We start from the raw sequence: 26,612 nt of genomic DNA on the forward strand, positions 1-26,612 counted from the left end.
ATATCAAATAACATAATGAAACAGACCTTTCTGGCTTTTGCCGTTCTTCTATTCTTTTCTTCGCTAACCTCTTGTGTCGTTTTATCCCCCAAAAAATATAAAGCATTACTGGGTACAAAAGACTCTTTATATACTGCTTTCAATGAAGGATTAATCAAAATTGAAAATTTAGAGAAAGAGGTGTCCAGGTTAAAAAAGGATACGACTTTAATGGCTGAAGAACTTCGCGACCTGCAATCGAGCTATAATACCGTTGATGCAAATTACAAAAAGTTAAAAAGCAATTCATCTTCAGAAATTACCAAGCTATCCGGCGATCTTGCAGCCCGCGAAAAACGTTTGAAAGAAGTGGAAGAGGTATTGCGCAAGCGTGATGAGGCAACCAATGCATTAAAGGAGAAGTTGCAACAGGCATTGTTAGGCTTCACAAAAAGCGGATTAACTGTGGAAATTAAGAACGGGAAAGTGTATGTGTCCCTGACCGACAAATTGCTATTTCCTTCCGGAAGTATCATTATTGATGATAAGGGTAAACAAGCATTAACCCAGCTGGCTAATGTACTAAAGCAGCAACCGGAAATCAATATCGCTGTTGAAGGCCATACCGACAACCAGAAAATAAATAACCTGGGTCAGATTAAAGACAATTGGGATTTAAGTGTGCTTCGTGCAACTTCGGTAGTGCGTTACCTGACGGAAAATGAGAAAGTAGAAGGCGTAAGGATGACTGCTACAGGTAAAGGAGAATTTCAGCCGCTGGGAACAAATGCGAATGCCGATGGCCGCAGTAAAAACAGAAGAATTGAAATTGTTCTTTCACCAAAACTGGATGAACTTTATAACTTAATAAAGTAATCAGCTCATTGGATGGATATATGTGAACGGCATATATTCATCCAAATGATTATCACAGCTGCTCCACTCTATACTAAAGGATGTTTTCGGTATGATTTGAGAATTTTAAAAGTATGCTCAAAGTTATCGCTATTCAGGTTGGAGTATTCAGGCATAGAGATTTTATTCGCCGTTAAGAAATTCAATAGCTCCTTTATTGTATTCGAAACTTCTTCTGATGCTTCTGTATGTTTTAACGATTCGATCTTGCTTAGGATAAGGGCAATTTCGAACATTTTGAAATCGTGCTTCACCGCAATCGTCAAACCATGGTCTGCCTCTATAACCGCCTGCTCATAATGATGGGTACTATTGTAAAAGGTCGACTTAAACATGCTAAAGCCTGTTAAAATGAAGTTTGTATAGTAGGTATACTCGCTATCGATGATTTTATCCATAAACTGGATAATACGCTGCGCTTTTTTTAAGTAATTTAGCTTTAAATAAGTTTGCCCTAGATGTAAAATCAAAAACGACGAAAATACCGAATGCCTGATGAAAAAAATACTCGGGTATTTGTTAAGAATAGCCATAATGAAACGGTGGCATTCTGCATAGTTTTTTTGCGAGAAGAGCGTAAGCAGAACCATCCGGTAACACAAAATTTCTTCTGTTGTTATCTCATCATTTTTCTTCGGTCCGCTCCGGTCGATTTCCTGACATAGCTTGATGATTTTATCTTCCAGCGTTCTACCCTCATTGGGCTTATTAACCATATTGTTGTAGAAGTATAAAATCAAATCGTATGGATTTATCGGGAATAACTCATTTAAACGCTTATAATTCCGCTTCAACAGCTGCATGGTATTCAGCAGGGAGGCTTTATCAACATCTATGAGCGCCAGGTTGCACTCAATAATATGAAGCATAATCTGCACGTCTTCATTCAGCACGTTTTCAGAAATACTTCTCACCGTTTCTTTATATAAACTGCTCATGGTACGTCCGGTAGCCATAATGTCTATAAAATCCACGCCCACTGTTAACTTATTAAAATTACCACCCGGCTTTGTCAGCTCATATTTTGATGTATAACAGATGAAGTCAAATGATTGGTTTTTCTCCTGATTTGAAAACGGAAGTTTAAAAATATTCTTCAGTTCAGCTATTTCATTTCTGTTAATACAGAATCTGATAGACCAGTCCAGAATGTGAGACCTTAAAACACTTTCTTTTGCAAAGCTTTGCAGGATGTGTTCAAAAAAGGCTTTAGATGAACGATATTCAAACTTTTCCGTAATCTGAATAAACAAAAAATACGTGTAGATATCTTCGTTAAGAAACCTGACCACCTCGGTTGGAATTGCAGTGCTTAACCTTTTCTCTTCCACGATAATACCTGCCTGTAACAACTCTTCATAAGCTTCTGGGTAGGTATTTACGTAGGTTAAAAGCTTCTCCTTATGAACCCGAAGTTTATTGTCTCGTTCAAAGATGCAATCGGTTAACTTTTTAAGGAGGAATATTTTTTCGGTGCTCTTCTTGGAAAGAAATACTCTCTTTTCCAGGAAATAGTGAATTAATTCGTAACACAGCAGAGGATTGCTCAATTCCAGTAGTTTATTTTCATCCTTCAGTTTGAAATAAACCTGCAGCCAGAATGGCGTTTTAAACAAACCCATAACTTTTGGACTTACCTCTTTTATAGTTACCAGTTTGTTTTCAAGATAACTCAACGTGGATAAGATCTCTTCATTATTTAATGAAGGAAGATTACTCAATGTATCTTCATCATAAAACAATCCGGTGTACCAGCTTTTATTTAAAAAGGCCGATCCGGAAATAACTGGCTGTAAGTTAATCCAGGTATTGGTTCTAAAACCAAAGATGATCTTTAAAAAATTGTTTTCTTCGATACTATAAAGGAGGTCAACAAATGTTTTAAAGTATTCCGACTTTGAGAGGAATTCATCGATACCATCGACAAATATGACGAAACGGCCTTCGCGCTTCTCGGGGTTCTTTTTGAAAAAGTTGATCAGATCGCTGATGCTCTCGAATTTGAATTCTTTTAAAAACCAGTCTTTCAGCGTCCCTCCACCAGAAATAATGCGGGTTAAAATAGTAGAGTTAATGAGTAATACGATATCATTTTTATAGATCGCATATTCAGAAACAAAGAAATGTTCAGCCATGTGGGCCAACAGAATGGACTTCCCTTGTCCGGGTTGAGCGCTAATGGTTGAAAACTGATAGTTATTTTTTAAAAAGTAATCCAGATCAGGATAGTAAAAACTCCTGTTAGATGTAGCATGAAAGGGAACACCTGAATTATTTTTTTTCGAAACCAGCGAAACCTCGGTAATGGCCTGCGCTTTTAAGCGCATATCCTGCCATATACTTTGTGCTGATGTGGTTTGACTTTCCTTGTCTTTACAAAAAGAATCCCAGTCGTCGTAACCAATATATTGTGATAAACTATTTAAGGTGAATAAAGAAAATTTGTGCAATGTATTGGCAAAGCCAAAAAAACGCTTGATGGTTGTTTCACTTACGTAATTCTTAGTTTCCTGGAATACGTACTCAGAGATGATCTTACAATGTGCAGGGTCTATATTCCTCAGTCCTGACTTTATAAGTACAAACTTCCTGAGTTCAATAAGGAGTTCGTTAGCGTTCATTTATATATAGGTGGATGACTACGCTAATGTCATCATAATTTCACAAACAGTGAAATCTTTTAAGTCTTTATTCACGCTATGAATGAAATGAATAAAGAGATTCGTTCAGTGAATGAATAGCAATGGATAAGATTGGTAATCATCCAAAATATAGATTTGTCATAATTATATAATGCGCGAATAAGGCTTGGCCAGATACGCACAAACTACCTAGTAAGTCATCCTAAATTACGCCTGACATGATGAAAACCTTTACCAAACGTTCCTTAACTGGGATACATTGCAAAGCCTTTGCGCTTGCAATCATCATTCTATTAACGCTCTTTCAATCACAATCGTATGCGCAAACTAAAAATTTTGCGACTGTTGTAACTCCAACTGCGGGAAGTGCGACGCATATTGATAACATCAATAATGCAATCAGTACCAGCGATGGCAATTTTGCTACGCTGAATTCGTATGGAGGTGCGTTGTTAGGGTTAGGGGCATACTCTTCCGGCATTGTGCTGCAGTTCCCTGGTAACATTCCGGCAAATCGTACTACGTATGTTCGTATAGATTTCGATGCTTCAGCACTAAACGCCTTATTGGGGGGAACGCTTGGCGGTACGCTTGCCAATGTTATTGGCGGACTAGTCATCGGCGATCATCGAATCGATATAGCGGCGCAAAATTCATCAGGTACCACTGTGCTTAGTGGGAGTACGCTGGCAGGATTTAATAATAACTCCAATATCAAAATTGTTAAAGACAAGAATGGTTTTACCTACGTGGCTTTAACGCCAACGGTAACCTATGATAGAATCGTAATCACTGATCTGACCACTGCCGTCGCATTATCTACTACAGGTAAAACAAACGTATATTATGCTTTTAACATTTCCGGAAACGATAATTGCGATGCCAATGTATTTGCCAATTTTGATGAAGAAGGAATTTCACTCGATGCACTGGGCCTGTCAGGATCCCAGAATTTTGAGTTTCAGAACATTATTGACGATGACAGAACAAACTTTTACCGACTCAGCACAGGCGTACTAGGTGTTGCAGCTTCTAAAAGTGTAAATATTTACTTTCCAAATTTATCTGCTACAACAGATAACATTAATATCAGGTTTAAAACGTCGCCTGCATTGTTGAACCTCAATTTGCTGAGTGCTGTTGACATTATTGCCTATAATAACAATCAGGAAGTTTACCGTACAACAGGCGCAAATATCATTGGCCTTGATTTACTGGGCCTTTTCAATAACAATCAGGTGGCTACGGTTCCAATAGCCCCAGGGGTGGCTTTCGATCGGGTAACCATCAAATTAAACAATATTGTAAGTGCAAACTTAACGCAATACCTCGACATCTATGGCGTAACCAGAAGTCCGGCATTTCCAACATTTGTAGCGCCAGCATCCAATGCTATTAATGTTTGCTTCAATTCTACGGCAGCTTTAACAGCGACCACTGCTTCTACCAACCAATTGGTATGGTATGATGTAGCTGAAGACGGAACGGCTTTAGCCGCTACTGCTTATAATGGAACGTTCACCACACCGGCTTTAACCGCAAATAAAACCTATTATGTTGCATCACGCAAAATCGGATGTACAAATGAATCCGTTAGGGTTCCGGTAACCGTTACCGTAAATCCCGCAATTGTTTTCAATACTACAACACTTGCCAATGCAACCCCGGGATTCGGATATTCGAAACAGATTACCGTAGCTACCGGTGGTACCGCAGGTTATACCTATACCCTGGCTTCAGGAAGCTCCCTTCCTGCAGGATTAACACTCTCTACATCGGGTATCATTTCAGGAACACCGACAGTTGCGGGAACCTATACTTTTTCCATCACCGCAACTGACACCAAAAACTGTACAGCTACAGCGAGCTACACTTTAGTGGTGACTAGCGCATTAGTATTAACTCCCGGTAATTTGCCTGATGGCGTAACCGGAACAGTTTATCCGACACAGATCATTCCTTCCGCAACAGGGGGTACTGGTCCATATACCTACACGGCAACCAACCTGCCTCCGGGATTAACATTTGATCCGACTACCAGGGAAATCACCGGAACACCAACTGTTCCCGGAAACTACACCATTCCTGTAACGGTGACAGATGCCAACGGCAATTCGGTTACCTCAAATTATACCGTAAAAATTACCGATCCTTTGGTATTGCCTGCTGCAACACTTGCTAATGGTACAACCGGGACAGTTTATACTACCCAGATTATTCCATCGGCCACCGGTGGCTCAACACCCTATACTTACACGGCTACTGGCTTGCCTCCGGGATTAACATTTAACCCTACGACAAGAGCAATCGCCGGAACGCCTACAGCTTCAGGTACCTATACAGTTCCAGTAACGGTAACGGATGGCGATGTAAAAACCATTACTACAAACTATACCATTGTAGTGACCGATCCGTTATTGCTTCCATCAGCTACTTTACCTGATGGAAATGTAGGTGTGGTTTATGCAACACAAACGCTTCCTGCAGCAACAGGTGGTGTTGGTCCTTATACTTATGTGGCCACATCTGTTCCTGCTGGTTTAACATTTGACCCGAATTCAAGAACACTTTCGGGTACCCCTACAGAGGCAGGAAATTATTCGATAGGCGTAACGGTTACCGATAGTCAGGGTAAAACCGCAACTAACAGCTATGCCGTACGCGTTGTAGGTACAGTGAGTTTACCAACCAGAACTTTGCCGAATGGTGTTGTGGGTACTTCTTACCTGCCACAAACGCTTCCGGCAGCTTCAGGCGGTACAGGTTCATTTACTTATACCGCAACTGGTCTGCCTCCAGGCTTAACGTTTAATCCGACAACGAGAGAAATTTCAGGTACCCCAACTACTGGTGGCCCTTATACCATTTCTCTTACAGCAACAGATACCAACAACAATAAAGCAACTACTACTTACGCACTTAACGTTACTGTAAATGCGCCGGTTGTAGCCTCTGCAACAGTTTGCTCGGGTAGTGCAGCTACATTAACGGTAAGCAATACGCAAGCAGGGGTAACCTATAACTGGTATGCTTCAACAGGCAGTACCCCATTGGTTACAGGAAACAATGGCACCTATACCACACCAATTGTTACTTCGTCTACGGTGTTTTATGTTGAGGCTGTTTCCGGAACTGCAGTGAGCAGCAGAACCCAGGTTAACGTTTCAGTTAACCCACCTGCAACCTTAGCAACCATTACTACAGCCAATCAGGTGATCAATAGTGGTCAAACTACTACATTGGCTGCTACAGCCGATGCCGGTAATACCATCAGCTGGTACGCCACTCCAACCGGAGGTACCGCACTTTCAACTACCAATACTTTTACTACTCCGGCCTTAACGGCCACTACCACCTATTATGTTCAAACCAATAGTGCTGCAGGGTGCGCCAGTGCAACCCGTGTACCAGTAACTGTTACGGTTATCAACAATGGAGGTGGCGCATCATGTAACGCTGCTGCGAGTCAGAATTCAGGAATTAATGGAATCTGCTTATTATGTAACATAGCAGGCGCAGGTAATTCAACTGATGCTGATGCCGCTAACTTTACCCGCATTTCCTTAGCGGTAGGCGTGGGTGCAACAGGTTATCAACAATTAATCTTCCCGCAATCACTTGCACGTGTAGCGTCAGACAGCATTCAACTAGATCTTGGCTTACCAGGTGGTTTAGCTGATGTTGGCGTACTGAATAATATTACCGTAACCATATTGAATGGTACTACGGTAGTGAGAACAGTAACTATTAACTCGGGCTTGTTAAACTTAAGCCTGCTGGGTGGTAACCGCTTTACCGCTACTGTTGCAGCTGGTGGTGTTTACGACCGTGTTCAGGTGAGCTTTGCCGCAGTTGTTTCTGCATTAAGCAGTCTTGACATCTATGGCGCGAGAATCATTTATCCAAACCCAACCATCATTACAGGTGCACAAAGCATTTGTAATGGCAGCACCGCTACTTTCTCAGCCACTCCGGCTGAAAATACTGTGTTGACCTGGTTTACAACTCCAACCGGCGGAACGGGAACAGCAGGATCAACCTTTACTACACCTGCATTAACCGCAACTACTACCTTCTATCTTGAGGTTAGCAAAAACGGCTGTCCGAATCCAACCAGAATTCCGGTGATCGTTACGGTAAATCCAGCGATTGTATTTGCCGGCAGCACCTTAAAAAATGCGACAATTGCCTCTCCATATAGTGTACAGCTTCCTGTAGCAACAGGTGGTACACCAGGTTATACCTATGCGCTTGCCGCAGGTAGTACTTTACCAGCAGGACTAACCTTATCAACCACCGGCTTGGTAAGCGGTACCCCAACTGCAACCGGCAATCCTACTTTCGACGTTGTAGTAACGGATACTAAAAACTGTTCGGTTAACGCGACATTTACGCTGACTGTAACACCAGCTCTGGCTTTGGCTCCGCGTGCACTTCCCGACGGTATCACCGGCACAGCCTATACCACCAACGGTATTCCTGCCGCTACAGGTGGAACAGGTCCATACACTTATACCGCAACGGGTCTTCCTCCGGGATTGGTTTTTAATCCAAATACAAGAGAAATTACCGGCACACCAACACAGGTTGGCAATTATACTATACCGGTTACAGTAACTGATGCAAATGGTAACACCATTACATCTAACTATACTTTAAGCGTTGTTGATCCTTTGGCGTTGCCACCAGCAACCCTAGCGAACGGAACAACAGGAACTGTTTATACTACACAGATTATTCCTTCGGCAACGGGTGGAACTATTCCTTATACTTATACAGCAACAGGTTTGCCTCCGGGATTGACTTTCAATCCAACAACCCGCGAAATTACCGGTACGCCAACTCAGGCAGGCACTTATACCGTTGCCGTTACAGTTACCGATAGTAAAGGCAGAACTGCCGCTAACAACTACACCATTTCGGTAGCTGATCCTTTAAGTTTACCTAACGCCACTTTACCTGATGGTATAGAAGGTAACGTATATGCCACACAAACTTTGCCTTCGGCAGTAGGTGGTGTTGGTCCTTTCACTTATGTGGCTTCAAACCTGCCTCCAGGATTAGCCTTCAATGCTGCAACCAGAGAAATCACAGGTACACCAACTCAGGCAGGTAATTACTCCATTGGTTTAACGGTAACTGATAGTCAGGGTAAAACGGCAAGTAACAACTATGGCTTAAGGGTTTTAGGGGTACTTTCTTTACCTGGCGCTACATTACCTAATGGTGTGGTAGGTACTTCTTATCCAACTCAAACACTACCTGCAGTTACTGGTGGTACCGCTCCGTATACCTATCTGGCTACGGGTTTACCTCCGGGATTAAGTTTCAATACTGCCACCAGAGAAATTACCGGTACGCCAACTTTAGGTGGAACCTATACCATTTCGTTAACCGCAACAGATGCGAACGGAAATAAAGCAACTACAGCCTATGCACTAACCGTTACGGTTAATGCACCAGTTGTAGCTGCGGCGACAGTATGTTCAGGCAGCCCGGCTACCTTGAGCGTAAGCAACTTACAAGCGGGTGTTACTTATAACTGGTACGCTTCTACAGGAAGCACACCTTTGGTAACCAACAATACCGGCGTTTTTGTTACGCCAGCTGTAACAGCACAGACGGTATATTATGTTGAAGCCGTTTCGGGAACTGCTGTAAGTTCAAGAACAGCGGTTACGGTTTCTGTAAACCCTGCTGCTAATCCAGCTACGGTGACTACCAACAGTCAGGTAATCAATGCAGGGCAAAGCACCACATTAGTCGCTACGGCCGATGCAGGAAACACCATTTCCTGGTATGCAGCGGCGACAGGAGGAACCCCACTTGCAACAGGCGGTTCATTTACTACTCCGGCACTATCAACTACTACCACTTATTATGTTGAAACCACCAACGCATCAGGTTGCCCTAGCGCTACACGTGTTCCGGTTACAGTTACTGTAATTAACGGTGGCGGTGGTACAGCATGTAACGCAGCGAGCAGTCAGAATTCAGGTATCACCGGAATCTGCTTATTGTGCAATATTGCAGGTGCAGGTAATTCTACAGATGCAGATGCCACAAACTTTACCAGAATTACGCTGGCTGTTGGTGTTGCATCTACAGGATATCAACAACTTATTTTCACCACTCCAGGCGCAGCTACCGATAGCATCCGCTTAGAACTGGCGTTGCCAGGTGGCCTGGCTGACGTTGGCTTATTAAGCAATGTAACCTTAAATGTACTGAATGGAACTACTGTTGTCAGAACCGTTCAGTTGAATTCATCTTTATTGAACCTTCAGCTACTATCAGGCAACCGTTTTGCTGCAACTATTTTAGGGGGCGGCGCTTTTGACCGGGTGCAGGTTAATTTTGGTGGTGTACTTACCGCACTTACCAGCCTGGATATTTACGGAGCAACAACGGTTTATCCAAATCCAACGGTAACTGCGGGTAACCAAACCGTTTGTTCGGGCAGTACCGCTACTTTAACTGCAACTGCAAACGGCGGAACTACTCTTGCCTGGTTTGATGCCGCTACTGGTGGTACACAACTGGCTACAGGTGAAACATTCACTACTCCAGCTTTAACAGCCACAACAACTTATTATATAGCAGTGAGTAAAGGTACTTGTGCCAATACCACCAGAGTACCCGTAACTGTAACGGTAACGCCTGCGTTGCCAACACCAGTACTGGCTACAATCGTTAATGTTTGTGCGGGATCTACTGCAACCTTATCTGTTCAGAATCCTGATGCAGCAGTAACCTACAGATGGTATGATGCGGCAACAGCCGGTACTTTGGTTTACACTGGACCGGTATTTATTACTCCTGCACTTTTAGCCAACACCTCTTACTATGTTGAAGCTGCACAGGGAAATTGTACAAGTGCAGCCCGTGCGGTTGCTGCGGTTACCGTTAACCCTCGTCCGGCGCTACCTGCTGTAAGTGCCAACACCTCGACAGTAAGTCCTGGTCAGTCTGCAATTATTACAGCAAGTGCTGCTGATGCAAGCAATACATTAAACTGGTACACCTCGGCAACTTCAACAACCCCGATTTATACCGGTACTACTTATGTAACACCGCCATTGACTGCCACTACAACGTACTACGTTGAAGCAGTTTCAACAAATGGTTGTGCTTCAGCCAGCCGTGTTCAGATTACCATCACGGTTGATGGAAACGGATCTCCAAATCCTGTTCCTTGTGAAGCTGCAACTACACAAACAGGTGGAGTAACCGGAGTGGCTTTACTTGCGGGTGTATTTAATCCAACATCAGCAATTGATAATGACACCCAAACAGCCTCATCTTTATTAATGCCGGTAGGTGCTTTAGGGGCATCAGTTTATCAGCGTTTAGGCTTTGGTTCACTTTCAACTGTGGGCGATACTGTTCGTGTACTGGTTTCAACTCCAGGCAAGCTATTGTCGCTGGCATTATTAGGCAATGCTTCGGTAACTACATACGTGGGTACCAACAGCAATGGCGATTCGCGACTATTAAATAACAATACTTTAAATATTCAGTTACTGAGTGGCAACACCCAGGCACTGGTAACTTTTGTTCCAACGAGTGTTTTCGATGGGGTAGAGGTTAGGTTGAACTCAGGCGTATTAGGCGCATTAACTTCTATAGATGTAAATTATGCTCAGCGTGTACTTGTAGCGCCAACTGTAACGGCTTCAAATGTTACGTCGTGTGTTGGCTCTACGGCACAGCTTAGTGTGAGCAACCCATCAGCAGGTTTAACCTACAGGTGGTATGATGCAAGCGGTGCTTATCAAACCGGAAAGGATGGTATCGTATTTACCACTCCAACATTAACCGGCGATACCAGATTCTTTGTGGCGGCAGTTTCTGCTTCCGGATGTGTGAGTTATAAAACCGTGGTGAACGTAACCACCAGTCCGGCACCGGTAGCACCAACGCTTTTAAATGCTGCGGTAAATACCTGTCCTAACACATCGGTTACTCTACAAGTACAAAATCCTGTAGCAGGAATGACTTACAACTGGTATGATGATGCAATCTCAACAACTGTATTGTTTACCGGCGACAGTTTTACAACCCCATTGATTACTGCTAACAGAAGTTATTTTGTAGCAGCGGTTAATGCCTGCGGAACTGCATCGGCCAGAACAGAGGCTACCATTACTTTAGGAACAATTGATATTCCGGTAATTACCCCTCCGTCTATTACAATCACCTCCAATTCAGTAGCGGTACTAAAAGCGACTTCCAGCACTGCAGGTGCCACCATTACCTGGTACGAACAGGCCAACGGTGGTGTGCCGGTATTTACTGGTGAAACATTTGTAACACCACAATTAACAGCAACAAAAACTTACTACGTAGAGGCTAGCGTTGCTGGCGGATGTACTGCTACCAGCCGCGCATCAGTAACGGTTACTGTAATCAGCCAGCCACCGGTGACTACACCATGCGGTTCAGCTACTACTACCGTTGCCAGCGGCGTGAGTGGAGTTGCGCTACTTGCCGGCGTAATTAATCCAACTTTCGCAGTTGACAATGATGTTAACACAGGATCTAGTCTGGTTATTCCGGTAGGTGCTCTTGGTGCTTCCGTTTATCATCAGGTTGGCTTCCCTGGATTATCAAATGTGGGTGATACCTTAAGGGTAAAAGTTACTGTACCAGCTCAGTTGTTATCAGTTGCGCTATTACAGAATCTTACGGTAACCACCTTCCAGGGTAATGCGAGCAATAATGATGTCACTTCAATTTCTAATCCGTTAATCACATTGAACTTATTAAGTGGTGGAAATTCTGCCATCTTAACCTATATTCCGACAAGCAGGTTTGACGGTGTAGAGTTAAGACTAAGCTCAGGCATTTTAGGTGCCCTGACTTCGGTTAACTTCGATTACGCACAAAGGACTATTACCAAACCAACTGTAGCGGCTGCTACAGCAAGTGCTTGTCAGGGATCTTCAGCAACCTTAAGTGTATCAAATCCTCAGGCAGGAATTACTTATAAATGGTATCTGGGAACCAACTATCAGGCAGATGGTATTGATTATACCACCAGTCCAACATTGGCTGCCGGAACTTATACCTTCAACGTAACTGCTACAGCAAATGGTTGTGAGAGCCCTGCAACTCCAGTAATTGTAACGATTCTACCACCACCGGCAACGCCGATTGCGAGCACAACAAATCCGGCCACTACCTGCGTAGGTTCGCCGGCAACATTAAGTGTTCAGGCTGTTGCGGGTGTTACTTATAACTGGTATGATGCAGCTACCGGTGGAAATATGCTGGTAAACAATAACAGCAGTTTTACTACTTCTGCATCATTGGTACCTGGCGTATATGATTACTACGTTGAGGCGGTGAGCGGCAGTAGCTGTTCAAACCCAACACGCACAAAAGTTTCCATTACGGTAAATCCAGCGGCTTTAGCATCTGATATTACGTTAACTGGTGGAACAACATTGTGTGCTTCGGGAACTACCACATTAACTGCGAGCAGCACCACGGTAACCAGTCTGGTATTTACCTGGTACACCGACGCCGCTTTAACACAGGTTGCTTTTGTAGGCGCAGTGTTCAATACACCAGCTATTACTGCAACAACACGTTATTATGTAACCGTAAGCGGAACAAATAAATGTGCAAACACTCCTGGTAATGCCAAAGAAATCATTGTTACGGTAAATCCGGTAGCTGTGGCTGCTGATATCAGCGTGACAGGTAGTAGTACTGTGTGCGGCGGCGCGACTGTAAGTTTAACCGCAAGCAGCACAACAGTAACTGCTCCGATATTCAACTGGTACAGCACAGCCGATTTATCGACTAAAGTATTCACCGGTCCGGTGTTCGTTACACCGAACTTAACCGCTACAACTACCTATTATGTAACCGTAAGCGGAAACAATAAATGTGAAAACACAGCAGCAACCGCGAAAGCCATTACCATTACGGTTAATCCGATTGCAACAGATGCTGACATTACCGTGAGCGGACCAACATCAGTTTGTACAGGTTCTACAGCAGCACTGTCTGCAGGAAGTACAACAGTGGTTAATCCGGTATTTACCTGGTATAGCAATGCAGCACTAACAACTGTTGCCTTTACCGGACCAAACTTTACCACACCAGCTTTAACCGCTAACACCACTTACTATGTAACTGTAAAAGGCGATAATAAGTGTGAAAATACACCGGCTACTGCCAAAGTAGTAACGGTAACTGTTAACCCGGTTGCAGTAGCTACCGATATTGCAGTAAGCAATGCCCAGATCTGTTCAGGATCTACTGTGTTGCTGATGGCATCAAGTACTACTGTTACCCAGCCTGTTTTTACCTGGTACAGCGATGCTTCATTAACCGTTCCGGTTTTCACTGGTCCAACGTTTACTGTTGCCGGTTTAACCACCACTACTAACTACTACGTAACGGTTAGAGGCAGCAATAAATGCGAAAGCAGTGCAGCTACTGCGAAGATGGTAACTGTTACAGTTAACCCGCTGGCAGTCACTACCGATATTATTGTAAACGGCGGAACAACGGCTTGCGCAGGTTCATCTGCAGTATTAACTGCTACATCGCCAACTGTTACCAATGCGGTATTTACCTGGTACAGCGATGCGGCATTAACCAATATCAGCTTTATTGGTGCAAGCTTCACTACGCCTGCATTAACCAGCACAACCACCTATTATGTAACGGTTAAAGGCGATAACAAATGTGAAAATGCACCAGGCACTGCAAGGGTAGTGACGATAACAGTAAGTCCGGTTTCAACCGCTGCTGATATCACTGCCGCTGATGCTACGATTTGTGCAGGATCAACAGCAACACTTGCTGCCAGCACAACAACAGTAACTAACCCAACTTTTACCTGGTACAGCAATGCAGCATTAACAACAGTTGCATTTGTAGGTCCAACGTTCATTACGCCTGCTTTAACCAGCACCACTAGTTATTATGTAACGGTTAAAGGCGATAATAAATGTGAAAATTCAGCCATTACAGCTAAGGTTGTTACGGTAAATGTAAATACAGCTGCGGTACAGGCCGATATTATCTTATCATCACCGGCTACGATCTGCGGATCAGGAACAGCAGTAATTAACGCAAGTTCTACTACTGTAACCAGCCCGGTATTTACCTGGTACAATGATGCATCACTAACCAGTGTTGCCTTCACCGGACCGATATTTACCACGCCTAACTTAACCACTACCACTACTTATTATGTGACGGTTAAAGGTGCAAACAAATGTGAAAACGCAGCTGCTGATGCAAAAGCGGTAACGGTAACCGTTAATCCTGTTGCAGTGGCAACAGATATTACGGTAAGTGGATCGACTGCAGTATGTGCGGGTTCAAGCGCAGTATTAACTGCTTCATCTACCACAGTTACCAGTCCGGTATTTACCTGGTATAGTGATGCAGCCTTAACTACTGCGGTATTTACAGGCGCAGTGTTTACCACGCCGGTATTAACTGCCAATACCACCTACTATGTAACTGTAAAAGGAAGCAACAAGTGCGAAAATTCAGCTGCAACTGCAAGGGTGGTAAGCCTGACCGTAAATCCGGTTTCAACTGCGGCAGACATTACTGCAGCGGATGCAACGATTTGTGCAGGCAGCACCGCAACCCTGACAGCAAGTTCAACAACAGTAACCAGTCCGGTGTTTACGTGGTACGCTGACGCTGCTTTAACCACGGTAGCCTTCGTAGGTCCAACGTTCATTACACCAGCGTTAAACACCACGACGAAATATTACCTGACTGTAAAAGGTGCCAACAGATGTGAAAACTCTGCGGCAACAGCTAAAGTAGTAACCGTAAATGTAAATGCAGGCGCAGTTCAGTCAGACATTACATTGTCGGCCCCTGCTACCATCTGCGGATCGGGTACGGCGGTAATCACTGCAAGTTCAACAACAGTAACCAGTCCGGTATTCACCTGGTACAATGATGCTTCGTTAACCAGTGTGGCTTTCACCGGACCTATATTTACCACGCCTAACTTAACCACCACCACAACTTATTATGTTACGGTTAAGGGCGCTGATAAATGCGAGAATACAGCAGCAAATGCAAAAGCAATAACTATTACCGTTAATCCGGTAGCTGTTGCCAGTGATATTGCAGTGAGCGGTTCAACCACTATTTGTACCAACTCTACAGCAGTATTAACAGCATCATCTACAACGGTAAACAGTCCGGTATTTACCTGGTACAGCAATGCAGCCTTAACTACGCCGGTTTTCACGGGCGCAGTATTTACAACCCCTGCATTATCAACCACAACTACCTATTATGTAACTGTTAAAGGAACTAACAAATGTGAGAATACACCGGCCACAGCACGCGTGGTAACCATTACCGTAAATGCTGCTCCGAATAACCCGGTAGTAGCCACTAATGGTACCAACATTTGTGCAGGCGATGCTACCACTTTAACCATAAGCAACGCACAAACGGGCGTAACTTACGAATGGTACAGTGCAGCTACAGGCGGTAACTTATTATTTACCGGAACCAGCTATACCACGGGTGCTTTAACTGCAAATACAGATTTTTATGTAATTGCAACAGGAGCGGGTGGCTGTAACAACAGCGGCGGCAGAGTAAAAGTAACCGTAACGGTGAATGTTAAACCAACGGTGCCAACGGTTGCCTCTACAACTGTAAATGTTTGTACCGGAAGTCCTGCTATATTAACGGTAACAAATCCGCAAACCGGAGTAACCTATAACTGGTACACTACGGCAACCGGTGGAACCATTGCAGGTACAGGCGTAAACTTTACCACTCCTGCTATCACTGCAAACATTACCTACTATGTAGAAGGTACTAACGGATCATGTACATCAGCCAACAGAACACCTGTTAATGTAGTAGCCTTACCGGTTCCGGTAGCACCTGCTTCGGTAACGGCAGCAAATGGTACACTTTGTTCGGGCAGTTCTACCGTGTTAACGGTAAATAACCCAATAACAGGCCTTGTTTACAGGTGGTATGCAGCAAGTTCAGGAGGTAGCATTCTGGCCGAAGGTACAACCTTTACCACGCCAGCTTTAACGGCAACTACTACTTATTATGTAGAAAGTATTGCAGTAGGCGGCTGTGCGAGTCCAACCAGAACAGCAGTAACCGTTACTGTACTTCCGGTGCTTGATAAACCAGTTGTTTCAGTACAAACCACTACGGCCAACAGTATTGTATTTGCATGGCCTGCGGTAAATGGTGCCACCGCTTACGAGGTATCACTTGATAATGGCCTCACCTGGATTAGCCCAACAAATGGTGCCACAGGAACTTCGTACACGGTACTTGGTTTAAAACCTGATCAAAGTGCAACAATCATCGTAAGGGTGAAAGGACAGCTTGATTGTCAAACCAGCACATCTGCTGCGGTTACCGGTAAAGCGACTAATCCATTTGGAAATGAAGTGTATATCCCGAACGCATTTACGCCAAATAACGATGGCAAGAATGATACGTTCATGATCTACGGTACCACCATAGCCAGTGCAAAAATGACGATTTACACGCAATGGGGTCAGTTAATTTACCAAACGGATAATATGAATGCCGGATGGGACGGAACTTTCAAAGGTGTGAATCAGCCCATCGGAGTATATGTATACATCGTTGATGTCACCTTTAAAGATGGTACAACAACAATGAGAAAAGGAACAGTAACCCTAATTAGATAATGGAAAGCGTTGAGTGCCTTAAGCACGTCAGGAGCGGATTAAATAATAAACAGTTAAAAATAAATACCATGAAACTACTATCGGCTTTTAAAATATATGTGGCAATAGTTGGATTAGCGTTGTGTACAACTAAATCCTTTGCACAAACGGATCCCCACTTTTCACAGTATTATGCCTATCCGCTTTGGTTAAACCCCGCACTTACAGGCGTTATCGATGGTGATTACCGTGGTTCGGTAAACTTCAAACAACAATGGAGCTCACTTAACAGTTCATTTTTAACCGGGGGAGCATCTTTTGATCTTGCTCCCAAGAAGAATTTTGCTTTCGGTGCAACCGTATTAAACCAAAGAGCAGGTGAGTTAGATTTTAACTACCTCACTGCTCTTGTTTCCGGATCGTATCGTTTACGTTTTGGTAAAGAGGGTTTGCAGACAGTAAACTTTGGATTACAGGCAGGAGTGATTAACAGAAGTTTTGATTTTTCTCAGGCGCGTTTCGGAAACCAGTTTAATCCGCTTTCGGGTTATGATGGCGGGATGATGAGTGGAGAGACACTTTCTTCGCAATCCTCACTGGTACCCGATGTGAATGCGGGTGTAATGTTTTTCGATGGAAATCCCAACCAGAATGTAAATGTATTTGCAGGGGTTAGCGCGGCGCATTTAACCCGGCCGATGGACCGCTTTTCAGGAACAAATTCCCGGATTCCGGTTCGTTTTACCGCACATGGTGGTGCACGTATTAAAGCATCACAATTACTGGATATCGTTCCAAATGCTTTGTATATGTCGCAGGGAAATACCAGCGAAACTTCTCTGGGTGCATATGCCCAGTTGAATGTTAACCCAAGCGCAAATATTCTTTTTGGCGGTAACTATCGTTTAAAGGATGCTGCAATTGCTTTTGTTGGTTTACAATTGAGAAATATGGTGTTTGGTTTAAGCTATGATGTGAATACATCATCATTTAACCGGGCTTCGAATAGCAATGGTGGTTTGGAACTATCCATTTCATTGATCGGACGTAATGGTATTATCGGTCCAAACTTCTTTTGTCCACGTTTATAATTTAAGCAAATGAAAAAAACATTACTCATTTTATTAATAGCTTTTTGCGGTTTTGCACATGCCCAATATGTGGTCAATTATAAAAGAGTTGCCGATACTTACTTCGAGAACGGAGACTATTATGCAGCATCTACTTTTTATAAAAAGGCACTAAAGATCACCGGCGATAGTGCACAGGCAGTTTTACCTTATGGAAAGGAAAGAAAAACAGCTACTGAAGAGCGGGCGATTGAGGATTATGAAGGCTCTATCTACAACCTGGCCGAGTCGAGCAGACTTTACAGGGAGTTTAACGAGGCCGAAAAATACTATGGTGTGGCCATTACTTTCAGCAATACCCGATTTAGAAAAGCACTTTTCTATTATGCCGAAGCCTTAAGGGCCAATAGAAAGTTTACGCAAGCCATTACTGCATTTTCTCAGTTTATACAGAAAAATGTGGGCGATCCGCTAACGAAAGATGCACAAAAAGAAATTGAATCGTGCAAATTTGCCATAGAGGAAATGCGGTTTCCACGCATGGTACAGGTTAAAAAAATGCCCGGGCATATCAATGGTTTAGGATCTAACTATGCTCCGGTAAAAATCAATGGCGACTTTTATTTTACCTCCTCGCGCCCGGTGGCGGTAGGAAGTAAAAAGGATATTGTTAAAACGGATGCGGGAGAAGTACAGGTTTCAACCAAAAACAACCCCTTTATTAATAACCTTTATAAAGCAAGCGGAGATTTAGCTGCAGCTGATATTGCTGTTAAAACAGTGGATATTACTTTTCCAAAAAATTTAGAGGTTGCAGCACCGAGCTTTTCGCCAGATGGAAATACCTTGTACTTTACCGGCTGGATAGATAAAGGAAACTACTCGATTTACAGTGCTAAGAAAATTGGTGAAAAATGGAGCGATCCCTTACCACTTGGACTGGAAGTAAACAGCAGGGATTTTAATTCAACACAACCCTTCGTAACGGGTGACGGTAAGTATTTGCTTTTTTCTTCTGATCGTTCCGGGGGCTTTGGGAAATATGATATCTGGTTCTGCACCATCCGCGAAGATGGAACTTTAGGTCAGCCAGTGAACCTTGGTGCCGACATTAATACGGAAGATGATGAACGCGCGCCGTATTACAACGTTAAAACTAAAAAACTACTTTTCAGTACAGATGGCAGGGTAGGGCTTGGCGGTCTGGATTTCTTTGAAGCTGAAGGAGACCTGATCACCTGGACCAAACCTAAAAACCTGGGCTACCCTTTTAACTCTTCAAAAGATGATGTTTATTTCACAGCGACCGATGCCAGCGGATCAAAAGGATTCATTAGCTCAGACCGGGAATCGTCATGCTGTTTAGAAGTTTTCGAGATCAGAAAAGAATTCCTTACCGTTAAGGGTATTTTAACGGATTGTAAAACTAAAAAACCACTTGCCGATGCCTCGGTTACTTTAACCAACGTAGAGCGCGAACAAAAGATGACAACTGGTACTGATGGGGTATATACCTTTAAAGTAGATTCAAAGCGTCCGGTGAAACTGGCTTTTTCGAAAGACAATTATTTTACCATCACCAAAAATTATGCTTACGAAGAACTGGCTAAAGCCGATACACTGATTTATAAAGACTATTGCTTAAGTCCGTTTAAGCTGGGCATTCCGATTACACTTGATAACGTGTACTATGAGTTTGATAGCGCTGATTTAACTGAACCATCAAAGCTGGTACTGGATTTTCTGATTCCGATTATGGAAGATAATCCTGAAATGGAAATTGAGTTAAATGCGCATACCGATAACATTGGTACCGACGAGTATAACCTCGATCTTTCTAACCGCAGGGCACAATCGTGTGTTGATTACCTGATCAGTAAAGGTATTGCTGCAAACAGAATGACTTCTAAAGGATATGGTGAATCGATGCCTATCGCACCAAATACAATTGGTTATGGCAGGAAGAAAAAAGACAATCCTGCTGGAAGGGCTAAGAACCGACGAACTGAGTTTAAGGTTACCAAAAAATAGAACATATCTAATCATTTATAACCAAGAGGTTGCCTTAAAAAGCAGCCTCTTTTTTTTAAGAGGCATTGGCAGAACTATACAGGATAATGGTTAGGGGGTGAAGGGTGAATTTTGTTTGTTACATTTTCAAAATAATCTTTGTAATTTTCGGCAGTTCACAACCTACAGATGAAAGTAAAAATCCACCCGACAATCGTATTCAGAACACCAAGATTCTCTTATTTAGCCGAATTAACAGATTGTTGGGAAGATTTGAAATCTGCTATTGCCATTTCTTCATCGGATTTTTATGAAACCATCAAAGATGTAAGTGCCAGTGAACTTTCTGCATTGCCGCCAAAAATTTACTTTACGGTATGGAAGTATTTTAACCGGGCTAAGTTTCGCTCCACACCATACGGAACGTTTGCCAGCTTCAGTATTTTAAAAGATGCATTTTCTACTGATGTTAAGCCTGTGGTGATCAGTCAGGAGCAGCAATTAACGTCCCTGGTGGATTGGCCATTGAAAAATGATATCAATTTCGATTTTAATCAGTTAATTGCCAACAACTGTTTACTGTTCAGTAACAGTAGTTTTTATCTGTTGCCCGATACCCTCCGGTACATTGCCTGTACCAATGGCTTATTTGAACTGGCCGAGATTGAACAGGACGACTTTGTACTTCAGATACTGGATGCCTGCCTGGCGCCGTTGAGGGTGAATGACCTGGCCGATCAGCTGGGCCTTGATGAAACCGGAACGGCAGGCCTTCACGACCTGTTACGGGAGATGCACGAACTGCAGCTGATTTTTACCAATTATGATGCAAATATTATCGGTGAGGATTATTTCAACCGGATAGGATTAAAAAGGGAGGCTGTTTCACCCGCCTATATTATTGCGGAAAGAAATGCCCGGGGCAGTATTTCGGCGCAGGATTTACAAACTATACCGGAAGCCATAGCTTTCCTGCAGGGTATTCTCCCATCAGGTGAACGGGAGGCCTTAAAGTTGTTTATAGCGAAATTTGTCAAAAAATTTGAAGGCAAGGAAGTTCCCCTTATGCAGGCGCTGGATCCTGAAATAGGGGTAGGCTATGATGAACTGGAACACGCCGGGAATGGTGATGATTTAATTACACAGCTCAGCATCCGCAAGCAAAAAACACTGGATGGCCGGGATGTAAAGGCTTTAATATCTCAAAAAATTTCTACACAGCAGTTTGAAGACGGAGAAACGATTTTCCTGGATAAGCTCTCCGTTCAGCCCAGGGAAAAGGGGAATCCGCTACCAAACTCTATCAGTATGCTTTTACGGCTTGCCGATGGATTGATCTTTGCAGATCAGATCGGCGGACCAACGGCAAATGCCTTAAGTGGGCGTTTCACCATGGCAAGTGATACCGTAGATACCTATTGTAAGCAAATTTCTGCTATTGAACAAAATGCTAATCCTGATGTATTGTTTTTCGATGTGGCCTACATGGTTGAGGCTACTGTAGATAATATCAACCGGAGGAAGCTGGTTTATCAGCACCAGCTTTCCATATTAAATTTTGATACTTCCGCAGAGCCCCTTTCGCTGAACGACATTCAGATTTCCATCATCAACTCCGAAATTGTTCTGCGCTCTAAAAGTTTGAATAAGCGGATTGTGCCTAAAATGGCATCAGCCTATAATTATACGAGGTCTGATTTATCGGTGTTCCGTATGTTGTGCGACTTACAACACCATCACGCACAAACCAGTCTTTCACTACCGCTGGATGGCTTGTTTCCGGAATTGGACAACTATCCCCGACTCCAGTATCAGAACGTGGTATTAAGTGCCCGTAAGTGGAAGCTTAATAAGAGAGATTTCTACCAGGACAAACAGCCGGTAGCCGTTGAACAATGCAGGATTTATCTAAAAAACAGGAATGTAACTGCCTGTTTCAAAACAGGCTTATCTGATCAAACTTTGTGTTTTCAGGTAGATCGTGATGAAGATTTAACCGCCTTTTTGCAATATGTACAGAAACAGGAAAGCTTTTATATTGAAGAGGTAGTGCTGCCTGGTGCCGGTGCTGTGATTGATGAGCATGGGAAGCCTTACCTTGCGCAGTTTGTTTTAGGCCTTTATCATCAGGAGAAAATATATCGTGGAATAATTCAGCCGGATTCTTTTTTAGAAGTGAAAGAAAGCTTTCCACCGGGAGAGGAGTGGTTGTATTTTGAAATTTTCTGCCACCAGCAACGTACTGATCAGGTGCTGGCAGAAACCATTGCGCCTTTCGTTGACCAATATGCTGATCACATCAAAAGCTGGTTCTTTATCCGGTATAATGAGGGGGGAAACCACATCCGTTTTAGAATATTGTTGAATGACCTGCAAGATAGTCAGTTGCTCACCGCCGCTTTTGTTGGCGGTTTAAATATATACCTGAGTTGCGGACTGGTTTCTGATATCCAGATCAAAACCTATAAACGGGAAATTGCCCGTTACGGTGCTCAGTTAATTGTTGCAGTTGAGGATCACTTCAATATTGACAGCGAGTATGTACTGTCTTTATTTGAAACTGCACCCGAACCTTTTGATAAATACCGGTATTGCCTGAATCTGATTGCAATAATCAAAACTGCGATAGATTTCGATGGGAAAGATTTTATTATTCTTGCGAAATTAATTTCTGATGTATTCAATGAAGAACATGAACTTGATGCCTCAGATTTCAAAAAACTGAATAGCCAGTATCAGTTGTTTAAAAACGCGTCACCTCAAGTATTTAATGATGAGCAGCAGGCTAAATTTACTGCTTTTGCCCAAAGTTTTGTCAAGGTTCTAGGCCAGTGTCCATCTCAAAAAAGATTTAAACTTTTCAGCGATCTGATGCACATGCACGTAAACCGTCTGTTCAACAAAGACCAGAGGGTTTACGAAATGGTAATGTATTACTTTTTGCTGAAAGAGCTGCAAAGGCAAAAGGCCATGAATAATTAACGGTTGAGTTTAGCCAGCGGATTGATGACGTCGATATCGATTTCCGTAATGTACCTGTTTAAAGGATCCCTGTAGTACCTGAATAAGTAATCTTCGCCGTAAAAATTTGCCAAACGTTTATTGATGTTGTCGATTCCTACATGATGGCTTTCAGTTTGTTTTCCTTTGTTGTCGTTCACCATATTAATCGTAGTGATATTTAAATTGTTTGTTTCGTAAACAATTTTGATCAATGCGGGTTGTGTGGAATGCGTAACATTGCCGTGCTTAAAGATATTCTCTACCAGCGTCAGGAGAATAAGCGGGGGGAAGCGTAAGCCAAATAAATCACCAACCACTTCCAGTTCCAGATTAATTGTATTTGCTGTTCTGAGCTTATGGAGGTTGATCAGGTGTTCAATTTGTTCAATTTCCTCATTTAAGGGAACCATTTCCGATGCTTCGGGTCTTTTTAAAGCATAGCGCATCATTTCTGCCAGGTTCATAATTGCGTCTGCAGCCATGGGTGCCTTCTTGCGCGCATCGTTATAGATGAAATTTAATGTATTGAATAAAAAATGAGGATTAATCTGACTCCGGAGGTAGTTATTTTGCGATTGCACCAAATCATTTTCCAAAGCCTGCTTTTCTATTTGTGTAACAAGGGTTTGACGTTCAAGTGCCTCTACTTTTTTCCTATCTTCAAAAGATTTCAGGATGTAGACGTAGCCAATAGAAAAGCCTATATATAAAAGTGACCTGTAAATACACGATAAAACAAAATCAGCATTAAGCGTTCTTTTGGCATCTGGTTCGATCAACCCGATTTTTTCAAAAGATATAAATAGAATACTACTAAGAATAACATATGTGAAAATTACAAGGGATATAGTGAAGATGTACCTTAGAAATTTGAACCTGAATAGTTGGGAATTTAAAGCTTTTTGAAAGAGAAAAGCATGCAGATAAAAAGCAATTATGTTATTAAAGTAAACAATAAAGTAAACCGCAGGAGGACGGAAATAATTGCTGATAATACCCAGGATAAATACTTCATAAATGATGTAAAGGCACCATACCAAGAGATGAAGCTTGTATTTATTGTAAAGTAGTTTAAAATTTAATGAGGACATTTTTACCATTTAGATCTATTGAAATAAGGTTTTAATCTTCCAAAACCTATGTTTTGTGTAAAAAAATGGTTGAGGCGATTTTCTCGCCGCACCTTTACACCAGTTAATACGGAACAAAATAAATAATATAATAATTAAAGAATCATGAAAACTCAAAATACTTCAAAGCTTGTTAAAAAAACTGTTTTTGTTTATAAAAACATTAAGGCTCAAAATAACTTTAGCACGCACCCAACCGGAGATCAAAGCCAAACTATTGCAACCAGTTTTATTGTAGGTCTTTAAACATTATTTATATGAAAACTCAGAATACTTCGAAGCTTGTTAAAAAAACTGTTTTTGTTTATAAAAACATTAAAGCTCAAAATAACTTTAGCACTCACCCAACCGGAGATCAAAGTCAAACCATTGCAACCAGTTTTATCGTAGCATTCTAAACATCATTCACATGAAAACTCAAAATACTTCAAAGCTTGTTAAAAAAACTGTTTTTGTTTATAGAAACGTTAAAGCTCAAAATAATTTCAGTACTCACCCAACCGGAGATCAAAGCCAGACTATTGCAACCAGTTTTATTGTAGGTTTATAATTTTATCCAGATGAAAACCCAAAATACTCCACAGCTTTCTAAGAAAACTGCATTTGTTTTTAAAAATATCAAAAGTCAAAGTGCTTACATGAGCCCTACTACTGATATGAGCCAAACCATTGCTACAAGTTTTATTGTTGCTATCTAACTGGTTTACTGACTTCTGTTAGATTTTAGTAAACTACTCTGTACATAGGCGAAGAATGCTTCTTTATAGCCTTCGCCAATCTGGATCATTTCGTTATTTACCAAACGGATAATATTTCCATCAACCTTCTTTATTGCTGATTTAGCCACAATATTCGATTTATTTACCCGAATAAAGGCGTGGTTTTCCAAAGCTTTTTCGATCTCTTTCAGGGTAAGATACGTGGTGTGCGTTTCTGACTTCGTAATGATCTGTATATAATTCTGTAAAGCTTTGATATATAGAATTTCATCAATCGCAATATTGGAAAAAGCATATTTATGATCGCCTTTGATGTAAAGCGCAGAAACCTGTTCTGCTTCTTTAAGCGACGCTTTCGCATTATTAGCTTCTTTTTTCAGGATTCTGTCAATTCCTAGCGCAAATTTCGCAAATGATATCGGCTTCAGCAGGTATTGGTCTGACTGCACATCGAATGCCTGTAAGGCATAATCGGGGTGAGCAGTTGTAAAGATGAGATACTTACTCTTTTCCCTGATGTTTTTCGCCAGTTCAATTCCATTGATCCCAGGCATATCAATATCCATGAACAATAAATCAATTTCATCGTCTACACTGATTTCTGTCAATGCCTGAACAGGGCTGGTAAATGTCTTAAAAATTGTAAGACCTGGCATCTCCGCAATATGGTCAGTTAGCACCTCAATTGCATGTTGCTCGTCGTCTATCACAACGCATTTTAGATTCATGATTTCTTATTCTGTCTGTTTGGAGTGAATTGATGCAAGTTAAATAAAAAAAGGAATGGCTTCTGCAAAGTATCAAAAAAAAATATGCCCATGGTTTTCATGTAATGGAGTTCGGGTTTCATGTAATAAACCAATGGGTTCATGTAAAAAAATAAACGAACCTTAATCTTTTTCTAATCTTTATACTGTTTGCCAAAAACAAATAATTGAATGATTAACCTCTTCAATTAAAAACAACATCTGCCTGCCCAATCTTGTGTAGCCTGTAGATAAGCAAATTAAAAACAGGCCATACAATAATGGGTTGGTAAACACAAAAAGATTATTAAAATAATACCCTAAGAAACATTGCAATGAGACACAACGAATACGAGTTTTTATTAAACAATATTTATTACAAAGGGATCATTGGTAATCAGGCAATTTCTGCTGATATCTATCAGAGAATGCAAAAAGAATACAGCAAACTTAATTTCTATGCACCCAACAGAGGTGAGCGTGAAACTGAATTCGCTTTTAAAAAGTCGTTTTTGATTGTACGTACTTATGTACAACAGGCAATTAAAGACGGAATTAGAAACTTCCAGTCTGCAATGCAGGCAACTGATGTAACCAAGTTGAACTATATGGTTGCGATGTTGAACAGAAACTTCTTCGATAAGAGAGGTTTGGATCAGATCATTTCTAATGTAAATACTGTATTTAATCAGTATAGCAGCAATTAATCATCCCTATAAAAATAT

13 protein-coding genes are annotated in these 26,612 nt (G+C 42.1%); 10 read left to right on the forward strand and 3 right to left on the reverse strand.

What is annotated here, in order from left to right:
* Positions 1-15: 15 nt before the first annotated feature.
* Entirely contained in the window at positions 16-855 is an 840-nt protein-coding gene (locus tag R2Q80_RS18595; RefSeq protein ID WP_316801044.1) for a flagellar motor protein MotB, read from the forward strand.
* A 68-nt stretch (positions 856-923) separates the two neighbouring features.
* On the opposite strand, the gene R2Q80_RS18600 is transcribed toward R2Q80_RS18595, so the two are convergent.
* A complete protein-coding gene (locus tag R2Q80_RS18600) occupies positions 924-3,515 on the reverse strand; it encodes a hypothetical protein (RefSeq protein WP_316801045.1) in 2,592 nt (863 codons plus the stop codon).
* Between the two features lie 239 nt (positions 3,516-3,754).
* Between R2Q80_RS18600 and R2Q80_RS18605 the strand changes: the two genes are divergently transcribed.
* From R2Q80_RS18605 to R2Q80_RS18620, 4 genes are all read left to right on the forward strand, one after another.
* Complete coding sequence (locus tag R2Q80_RS18605; protein ID WP_316801046.1) at positions 3,755-17,230, forward strand: putative Ig domain-containing protein; 13,476 nt, start codon at positions 3,755-3,757, stop codon at positions 17,228-17,230.
* Between the two features lie 68 nt (positions 17,231-17,298).
* Complete coding sequence (locus R2Q80_RS18610) at positions 17,299-18,300, forward strand: PorP/SprF family type IX secretion system membrane protein (RefSeq protein ID WP_316801047.1); 1,002 nt, start codon at positions 17,299-17,301, stop codon at positions 18,298-18,300.
* A gap of 9 nt (positions 18,301-18,309) precedes the next feature.
* Positions 18,310-20,310, forward strand: a complete 2,001-nt coding sequence (locus tag R2Q80_RS18615) for an OmpA family protein (RefSeq protein WP_316801048.1) — start codon at positions 18,310-18,312, stop codon at positions 20,308-20,310.
* Positions 20,311-20,478: 168 nt separating this feature from the next.
* Complete coding sequence (locus R2Q80_RS18620) at positions 20,479-23,271, forward strand: thiopeptide-type bacteriocin biosynthesis protein (protein WP_316801049.1); 2,793 nt, start codon at positions 20,479-20,481, stop codon at positions 23,269-23,271.
* Here the strand turns inward: R2Q80_RS18620 and R2Q80_RS18625 are convergent.
* Positions 23,268-24,383: a sensor histidine kinase gene (locus tag R2Q80_RS18625; protein ID WP_316801050.1), complete on the reverse strand. Its 1,116-nt coding sequence runs from the start codon at positions 24,381-24,383 to the stop codon at positions 23,268-23,270. The two genes, R2Q80_RS18620 and R2Q80_RS18625, sit on opposite strands and share 4 nt — an antisense overlap.
* 144 nt (positions 24,384-24,527) lie before the next feature.
* On the opposite strand from R2Q80_RS18625, the gene R2Q80_RS18630 reads away from it, so the two are divergent.
* From R2Q80_RS18630 to R2Q80_RS18645, 4 genes are read left to right on the forward strand one after another with little or no spacing between them, the layout of a single operon-like run.
* The gene (locus R2Q80_RS18630) at positions 24,528-24,668 is read left to right on the forward strand and encodes a hypothetical protein (RefSeq protein WP_316801051.1); all 141 of its coding nucleotides are present in this window, start codon (positions 24,528-24,530) and stop codon (positions 24,666-24,668) included.
* Between the two features lie 11 nt (positions 24,669-24,679).
* Entirely contained in the window at positions 24,680-24,820 is a 141-nt protein-coding gene (locus R2Q80_RS18635; protein ID WP_316801052.1) for a hypothetical protein, read from the forward strand.
* A gap of 11 nt (positions 24,821-24,831) precedes the next feature.
* A complete protein-coding gene (locus tag R2Q80_RS18640; protein ID WP_316801053.1) occupies positions 24,832-24,972 on the forward strand; it encodes a hypothetical protein in 141 nt (46 codons plus the stop codon).
* Between the two features lie 10 nt (positions 24,973-24,982).
* Positions 24,983-25,120: a hypothetical protein gene (locus tag R2Q80_RS18645; RefSeq protein WP_316801054.1), complete on the forward strand. Its 138-nt coding sequence runs from the start codon at positions 24,983-24,985 to the stop codon at positions 25,118-25,120.
* Between the two features lie 5 nt (positions 25,121-25,125).
* Here R2Q80_RS18645 and R2Q80_RS18650 read toward each other — a convergent pair whose 3' ends face one another.
* A complete protein-coding gene (locus R2Q80_RS18650; protein ID WP_316801055.1) occupies positions 25,126-25,869 on the reverse strand; it encodes a LytTR family DNA-binding domain-containing protein in 744 nt (247 codons plus the stop codon).
* A 353-nt stretch (positions 25,870-26,222) separates the two neighbouring features.
* Here R2Q80_RS18650 and R2Q80_RS18655 point away from each other — a divergent pair, with 353 nt between their 5' ends.
* Positions 26,223-26,594 (forward strand): hypothetical protein, encoded by a 372-nt coding sequence (locus tag R2Q80_RS18655; RefSeq protein WP_316801056.1) that lies wholly within the window; start codon positions 26,223-26,225, stop codon positions 26,592-26,594.
* Positions 26,595-26,612 lie beyond the last annotated feature (18 nt).

It is taken from the genome of Pedobacter frigidisoli, from assembly GCF_032678525.1.
In the GTDB taxonomy this organism is placed as follows: Bacteria; Bacteroidota; Bacteroidia; order Sphingobacteriales; family Sphingobacteriaceae; genus Pedobacter; species Pedobacter frigidisoli_A.